This is a genomic window from Deltaproteobacteria bacterium (assembly GCA_011773515.1).
Lineage (GTDB): Bacteria > Desulfobacterota > Deferrimicrobia > J040 > J040 > WVXK01.
In genome coordinates this window covers 55,792-63,377 of sequence record WVXK01000078.1, presented here as the reverse complement: position 1 = coordinate 63,377, position 7,586 = coordinate 55,792, and the positions used below count along the sequence as shown (strand labels likewise).

Genomic DNA, 7,586 nt, shown 5'->3' with positions numbered 1-7,586 from the left:
AAAGCCGGTCATCTTTTCCCGGGGGGACTCTCAACGATCCTCGACGCCTCGCTCACCCTCCCATTCTTTCCGGGAACGGGAGGGTCTAATGCCTGGGTCGTTTCCGCCAGCAAGAGTGCTGAGGGCATTCCTTACCTGGCCAACGATCCCCACCTTCCTCTCAGCGCGCCTTCGGTATGGTTCGAAAACCACCTGATCTGTCCCGGACTGGACGTTTACGGATATTCCTTCCCCGGCGCCCCTTTCGTCATTCTGGGATTCAACGAAAACGTGGCATGGGGGTTCACCAACGTCATGATCGACGATGTGGATTTCTTTATCGAAAAAGCAAAGGGGGACGGGACCTACGTCTACCGGGGCCAGGAGCTTCCCTTCAAAAAAAGGAAGGAGGTCATAAGGATAAAGGGCAGAGAGCAGCAGGTGCTCGAGGTCGAGGAATCCGTTCACGGCCCCCTGCTTGGAGATATATTACCCGGCTTCGGGCGTGATTTCGCCTTCCGCTGGACGGGCCAGGACGCGACGGGGGATCACCTCAAGTCCCTGTACCTTTTGAACCGGGCCAAAACAGCAGCAGACGTCAGGGAGGCGCTCTCTTATTTCGAGCTGACAGCCCAGAACGTTCTGTTCGCGACCCGGGATGGTGATATCGGTTACCAGCTGGCGGGCAGGATACCCCTGCGGAGGAAAAACCATCCCCCCATCCCCGTCCCCGGGGATTCGGGGGAATACGACTGGGAAGGGTACCGTTCCTTCGCTGACAACCCCCGGATTCAAAACCCGCCGGAGGGCTTCATCGCCTCCGCAAACTTTCCTCCCCTGTCACCGCGAAGAAGCAGGATCTATATCTCTTCCGTGTTCGAACCCCCTGCTCGAGGAAAAATGATTATCGAGACCCTTTCGAAGAAGGAAAAGGTCTCCCTCCGGGACCACGAGAATCTCCAGAACAACACGTTCTCTCAACCGGCAAGGGATCTGGTTCCCCTCATCCTCGACGTGGCAGGGGATACTGTGCACAGGGGGCCTTCGCAGCGAAGGGCCGTGGAGCTCCTCAGGGCGTGGGACATGAACATGAGTTCCGACTCATCTGCGGCATCTATTCTTTCCGTTTTCTACGAGCTGCTCATAGACCGGGTTTTTTCCGACGAACTCGGAGACGATGGGCTCGCGCTCTTTAAAAGAACAACGAGAGTTCCCACCGTCTCGCTTGACCATCTCCTCTTCAGGTTCCCCGAATCGCTGTGGTTCGATGACCTTCGCACACCCGAACAGGAGGACCGCAACCGGATCATTTCAGAAACCTTCGGGAATGCAATTTCCTACCTACAGAAAACGCTCGGGGAGAATCCCGATGGATGGAAATGGGGCAAGCTCCACAGGGTCAGCATGCGCCATCCCTTCGGTGAAAAGTGGTACTTAAGAAAATTTTTTACCATCGGCCCCGAACCGGTCGGTGGGGACGGGAGGACGGTTTTCAAAGCAGAGTTCCCCCACGGACTCGATTTTTCCCCGATCGTTGGACCATCTATGAGGATGCTGGTCTCACCGGCAAAACCGGACGACGCCCGGGTGGTGATCAGCACGGGGCAGTCGGGACATTTCTATGAAAAACACTACAGCGACCAGACGGATTTATGGCTGAAGGGCACATACCGGAAGGTTGATTTCACCAGGAATGAAAGAAAATTGGAGACCTATNNGCGAAGCAGTCAACACAGAGCTGAGAAAGCGGCCCCGCCGCCCCGTTCCCCGATTAAGACCCGCGGATAACCCAAGATGCAGGGCTCACAGATAAAAGTTGCGTGGTCGGATCTTCGAAATTTCAGATGCGGGAGTCTTCTCAACGCATCTGATTTTCATTCCGCATTCCCCATTCCGAATTCCGGAATGCGCTGCTTTCGCTATTATTCCTCTCCCGTCAGCTCCCGGAAGAGCTGCTTCACGGAGATTATCTCATCGCATTTCATGGCATTCGACCCGGCGAAAACGATCCCCTCTTCTGTCAGCCCCTTCTGAGAATTTACCAGGGCACGGGCGATGCAGAACCCCTCTTTCGCATCCCTGAACGAGCACCTGGCCAGGCAGTTATACGTGCACTTTCCATCGGTATTGACCTTCCCCTTCTCCGCCAGCCGCACAAATTCATTCTGTATGGCCCTGCCGGGAAGGCCGACGGGGCTCTTCACGAGCACCACGTCGCCTTTTTCTGCGTTGAGATACATACTCTTGAAGGAAAAGGGCGCATCACACTCCTCGGTGCAGACAAACCTCGTTGCCATCTGTACGCCGTCTGCCCCAAAAGAGAGCATCTTCAGTATGTCCTCCCGGTCCCATATGCCCCCCGCTGCAATCACGGGGATATCGATGCCCACCTCGCCGAGAAATATCTCTTTTATGCCGGGTATGACACGCTCGAGGGAATAGCTCTCCTTTCCCACCTGTTCAAAGTTCGCTCCGAGATGGCCACCTGCAGAGTTCGGTGTTTCAACGACGTAGCCATCGGGAACGCGGCCGTAACTCTTTTCCCACTTCCGGAAAATCAGGACAGCGGCCTTCACCGACGATACGATCGGAACGAGCGCCACGTCGGGATAGTCCCTTCCATACTCGGGCAGCTTGAGGGGAAGGCCGGCACCTGAGATAATTAATCTTGCTCCCTTCTCCATGCTTGTTCGGACCATGTTCTCATAATCCGTCAAGGCAACCATGCAGTTGGTTCCGACGTTTCCCAAGGAAGTGAGGTCAAAGGCCCTTTCGAGTTCATCGCCGAGGGCCCTCATGTTTGCCTCCCTGTAGGAACCGGGGCCGTTGTAATGCTTCGAGTGGATGCCAAGGGCAACGGAGGCGACGATGCCGATCCCACCCGCCTCCGAGACAGCCGAGGACAGGCGCGATCTCGAAATGCCAATACCCATGCCTCCCTGAATGATGGGGTACTTGGACCGAACCTTACCTATCTTGAGTTCCGGGAGTGACAATGATTCTCCTCGATTTATCTGTTCAGAAAATTATACTACCTTTGCCCCCCTGCTCCTCGATAAAAATTGAATTTTTCCCTTTACGCAGCGGCACATGATCTGATTTGTCCCCGCACGGTTTCATCCTTTCCCGGCAAGACAGAAATGCCCGGGATGCCATCGAGCCCATTTTTTCCCGCACGCCCCCTTCCGCTATTGCGATAATATATCCTAATTGCCATTCTGACAAATAGGAAAATATGGATGCACCTGAAGAAAATCGCCGATGGCGTCTACACGGTTCGGGCTGAAAACGAAGGGAGATTCCCCTATTCTTTCAGCTTTCTCCTGCGGGGGGACAGGAACATTCTTCTCGATGCGGGTGCGGGTAAAAACAGCCTGGAGGAACTCAGAAGGGAAGTTGAAATCGACCTGGTCATCATATCTCACACACACGGGGACCATATCTCTTCCCTGTCCGTAATCAAAGACATACCCTGCGTCGTTCCCGAAATGCAATGGGAGTCGGTTCTGGATATCGACAGGCTCGGACGCAGGTTCGTAAGGGACGATGAGGAAGCCTTCAGCGTGTGGAAGAATTTCATGGTCACAACCCTCGGGGTGACCCCCTTCGAACCCCACGGGACCTATGGGGAAGGAGACACCTTTTCAACGGGCAGGCACGAGCTGGTTGCCCTCCACACGCCGGGTCACACCGCCGACCACTTCTGCCTCTTTGAAAAGAGAACCGGCACGCTCTTTTCCTTCGACATCGACCTGACCTCGTTCGGTCCCTGGTACGGCCACGAAGAATCGGACATAGAATCCTTCATATCCTCCATCCGCAGGGCCAGGGATGTTTCTCCGGAAGTGCTGGTGTCCTCGCATGTCCCTCCTGTTCACACCGGAATCACAGAATGTTTAAACGATTACGAGGAAAAGATCTACCGGAGGGAGGAAGACATCAGAGCGCTCGTTACGCGCGGACTCTCACTCGGGGAAATGGTAGCGGAATCGCCGATCTACGGGGGCCATCCCCACATACCGGAACTCCTCTCCTATTTTGAAAGGGTCATGATAAAAAAACACCTGGATCGCCTGGACCATAGATCGCAAGAATGACCGGCGAAGATCTCTTCGCCTGTCCTCCCGATTTTTCTGGACTTATAAATGTATCTCTGACATCTTAAGCATAGCACGGCGACGTGGACCCGAGATGCGCTACAGATACGGGATGATTCATGGACGATTCCAGCCATTCCATCTGGAGCACCTGCGCTATTTCCGAATGGCATGGGAACAATCGGAGAGAGTCCTCATAGGAATTACCAACCCGGACCAGAGCACCATCATCGAGGATGACCTGAGCAGCCACCGTCATCTCCCGGAGGAGAATCCCTACACCTACACGGAAAGACTGATAATGATTGCAGACACGCTTCGGGAAGAGGGGTACGACATGGATCGTATCTACATCATTCCCTTCCCCATCCACCATCCCGACCGCTGGAAACACTACATTCCGGAAGAGACCGCGCTCTTTGTCGTCGCCTACTCTCCCTGGGAGCGGCAGAAAGCGAAGAGGCTCGGTCAGGCGGGCTTCAACGTGATCCTGATCGAAGGGTTAGAAAAGGGAATCAGCGGTCAGCAGATCCGCTCGATCATGGCATCAGGCGGGAGATGGCAGCACCTCGTCCCTTCAGCGGTGGCTCGCCACCTAGAGGCGCGCCGGCCGAAAGGAAACTGAAACAGCCCCGCAGCAACACGCCTCACGCACAACCCCCCGGTGACCTTTGCCGCGTGAACGCCGGCCATGGTATTTTGCGCTCCGAATCTTCACGAGTTGTTCTTCGTCCCTTCCAGCTCCCTCCCGAAGGCTTCCCAGAAGGGATCGACCCGGGGATGATCGAGGGGCTTTTTCATCCCCTTCTCGAAAAGAGATATCCCCTCCTCTTCGGGTACCACCTCACCCACCTCGGATGACCGTATCCCCTTATCTTCAAGCCTCTCTACCACCTCAACGGACTTGTGAGGCCGCACGGTTATGATCAGGGTCCCCTCACTGATGGAAGAATAGGGATCGATGGAGAAGAGGTTGCAAATCTTTAGGACTCTCTCCTGAACGATGATTTTCTCCTTGTCTATGACCATCCCCACGTTCGATGCCCGCGCCACCTCGAAGAGCCCCCCCCACACGCCACATTCGGTGGCATCGTGCATCGACGTTACGCCATCGTCCCGGACTCCAACGGTAACGGCGGTCAGGGCGTCCTCAACGACACTCATCTCGTAGAAGAGCTGCTCGGCGTCCCGGGAAAAATCCTCTCCGTAGGCTTCCGCCACCTTCCCGGGAAACGTGACGGCAAAGAGCCCGGACGCCTCGATGGCAGCGCCTTTGGTCACAATCACCCGGTCCCCCACCCTCGCATCCCGGGGCGTCAGGCACCTTTCGCGGGGGCCGACGCTGATGACCGTTGCTCCGCCNNCCCAGCTCCTCGCACTCGGAATGAATCTTCATCCACATCGTCTCGAACTGGTCGGCCGTCATCTCGAGGGGAAGGTTCAAATCGATGGTCATGTAGGTGGGGCCCAGACCGCTCGTTGCCGCATCAGATGCCAGGATGTGCACGGCAAACCACGCCGACCTCTCGAACCCATATTCCGGCACGATGAAGACCGGGTCCGTGGTCAGAGCCATCACCATCCCTCCCCCGATGTCGACGACTCCCACGTCTACACCGTGCATGGGGCCGACGAGCACCTCTTTTCTCTTGAATCCGAGATGGGGAAGTATGATGCGGGAAAATATCTCGGGGGAAATTTTTCCGATCTCTGGCATTTCGTGTGACATGTCTCCTCCTGGCTTTTTTTCCTGCCCCCACGGGCGGGGGGGGAACCCGCGTTTCAAGGTTATCCATTTTAATATATAATCTTTACCTACAAAAGGTGGCTGTGATGCCATCCTCGGAAATGGAGAAGTGACATGACAGAATTTCAAATGAAGGTGCTATCCCTGGTTGTCATCGCGGTCGCAACGATCATCTACGTCTATGCGCCCTGGAAGCCCAAGAAACAATGTCCTTCCTGCGGCCTGAAAGTGGACAAGGAGTTGAATCACTGCCCCAAATGCAGCACGGCACTTCTCTGATTGCACCTGCAGCCCGCTATGAAGAGGAAACATTTCATAATCGCCGCCCTTTTCTTCCTGGCCCTTTTGCTCTATCGGGCCGGGGCGCTTGCCGTCGCGACCATTATCTCGGTCCTCTTCGCATACCTGCTCGACCCGGTCGTTGAGACGCTCGAAAAAAAGAAGGTAAACCGGAAAATAACCGTTTTTGCCATATACACGGCCATACTCCTGCTCTTCGTCACCGTCGGCGTGAAGGGAGGGGCCTATATCTTTTCCCAGACACAGGATTTTGTCAAAGAGATACCCTTGTATATGGAAAAATCGAAGGCCATTGCCGACAAACTGGGGGAGGAATATTCCTGGCTCGGGGAGACGGTGAAAAACCTCGATGCCTACTTCGCCAGCTCCCTGCAGAAATTCCTGAAAAGCGCCATCAGGATCGTCTCCCAGGCTGTCTACCTTTTCCTCGTCTATATTTTCTCCCTCTTTATCCTGTTGAACCGTGACCGGGTTGTCAGGAGCGCACGCCAATTCATCGGAGAGAAAAGGGCCGATGACTACACGGACCTGTTAGGCGAAATCGACGGGGTTCTCCGCGGGTTCTTCAGGGGGCGGCTCCTGGTGTGCGTGCTGGTATTTATCCTCACCCTGATCGGCACGTACATAATTCGCATCAAGCATCCCATTTTCATTGCCATCTTCACGGGAGTATCCTCTTTCATCCCTTACTATGGCGCCCTCGCCGGGCTCCTTCCGGGCCTCCTTGCGTCCCTCGGCACTCCCAACATCTTGAAATCGGCAATCTCCCTGGTAATCCTGATCGTTGCCGTCAATTCTATCGAGAGCAACCTACTCACCCCCTTTCTCACCGCCAGGCATATAAAAATTCACCCGGCGATCATCATCTTTTCCGTCATCGCCGGCGGAGCCCTCTTCGGTTTCTGGGGAATTTTCTTCTCCCTGCCCGTCGCGGGGATAATCAAGGTTCTCTACACCTACTCCATGGTCCATGCCGAAAAGGAGGGGTAATCGCCCCCCGCGGAGCAATCAGTGCCCGAAAAAACTGTGGAACTCTTTCAACGAGATTAAATATTTTCAATTAATTTTTTGCATTTTCCTATATAATAGTACGTGCAGTTCCATATACATCTTTTCCCTCTACCAGACGGCATCTCCTGGGGGCAGGAGGTGCCGTCGCTTATATTTCCAGCCCGCAGCGGAATAACCTCTTCGATTGGAGAGAAAAAAAAAGTATGTCCCCCTAAAGTTTTTCCCCTCACCGGCCGATCTAATGGAGTAACCCCTCCTCCTCAACATGTGGATCTTTTACCCCACCACACCCGGCTCCGGTCACAAGGACCGGGGCCGGTCCTTTTTGATCTGAAAAGAGAACGACATGAAAATTTTGTCCTTGACAGATGGGAAGATAAATTTAATCCTTTTCTGAAAACGGAAGGAGGGGAGAAATGAGAAAACGGTGTATCGCATATATGCTCTGCCTG

General features: G+C 54.6%; 6 protein-coding genes and 1 pseudogene. 5 read left to right on the top strand and 2 right to left on the bottom strand.

Going from position 1 to position 7,586, the window contains the following annotated elements; all coding sequences use genetic code 11:
* The coding region (locus GTN70_09230) for a hypothetical protein (protein ID NIO17165.1) at positions 1 to 1,767 on the top strand (1,767 nt) is incomplete at its 5' end.
* Positions 1,768 to 1,901: 134 nt separating this feature from the next.
* Here the strand turns inward: GTN70_09230 and GTN70_09225 are convergent.
* Positions 1,902 to 2,993 carry a nitronate monooxygenase gene (locus tag GTN70_09225; GenBank protein NIO17164.1) on the bottom strand — a complete coding sequence of 364 codons (1,092 nt, stop codon included), beginning with the start codon at positions 2,991 to 2,993 and terminating at the stop codon, positions 1,902 to 1,904.
* 225 nt (positions 2,994 to 3,218) lie between these two features.
* Here GTN70_09225 and GTN70_09220 point away from each other — a divergent pair, with 225 nt between their 5' ends.
* Complete coding sequence (locus tag GTN70_09220) at positions 3,219 to 4,076, top strand: MBL fold metallo-hydrolase (protein NIO17163.1); 858 nt, start codon at positions 3,219 to 3,221, stop codon at positions 4,074 to 4,076.
* Positions 4,077 to 4,170: 94 nt separating this feature from the next.
* The gene (locus GTN70_09215) at positions 4,171 to 4,701 is read left to right on the top strand and encodes a nicotinate-nucleotide adenylyltransferase (GenBank protein ID NIO17162.1); all 531 of its coding nucleotides are present in this window, start codon (positions 4,171 to 4,173) and stop codon (positions 4,699 to 4,701) included.
* A gap of 89 nt (positions 4,702 to 4,790) precedes the next feature.
* Here the strand turns inward: GTN70_09215 and GTN70_09210 are convergent.
* A pseudogene (locus GTN70_09210) lies at positions 4,791 to 5,805 on the bottom strand (AIR synthase).
* 132 nt (positions 5,806 to 5,937) lie between these two features.
* Between GTN70_09210 and GTN70_09205 the strand changes: the two are divergent.
* Both GTN70_09205 and GTN70_09200 read left to right on the top strand, forming a co-directional pair.
* The gene (locus tag GTN70_09205) at positions 5,938 to 6,102 is read left to right on the top strand and encodes a hypothetical protein (GenBank protein ID NIO17161.1); all 165 of its coding nucleotides are present in this window, start codon (positions 5,938 to 5,940) and stop codon (positions 6,100 to 6,102) included.
* 18 nt (positions 6,103 to 6,120) lie between these two features.
* A complete protein-coding gene (locus tag GTN70_09200) occupies positions 6,121 to 7,113 on the top strand; it encodes an AI-2E family transporter (protein NIO17160.1) in 993 nt (330 codons plus the stop codon).
* Positions 7,114 to 7,586: the final 473 nt, after the last annotated feature.

Coding starts and splice junctions, on each gene's coding strand:
- GTN70_09220 (NIO17163.1), top strand. CDS start 3,219: ATGCACCTGAAGAAAATCGCCGATGGCGTCTACACGGTTCGGGCTGAA.
- GTN70_09215 (NIO17162.1), top strand. CDS start 4,171: ATGCGCTACAGATACGGGATGATTCATGGACGATTCCAGCCATTCCAT.
- GTN70_09205 (NIO17161.1), top strand. CDS start 5,938: ATGACAGAATTTCAAATGAAGGTGCTATCCCTGGTTGTCATCGCGGTC.
- GTN70_09200 (NIO17160.1), top strand. CDS start 6,121: ATGAAGAGGAAACATTTCATAATCGCCGCCCTTTTCTTCCTGGCCCTT.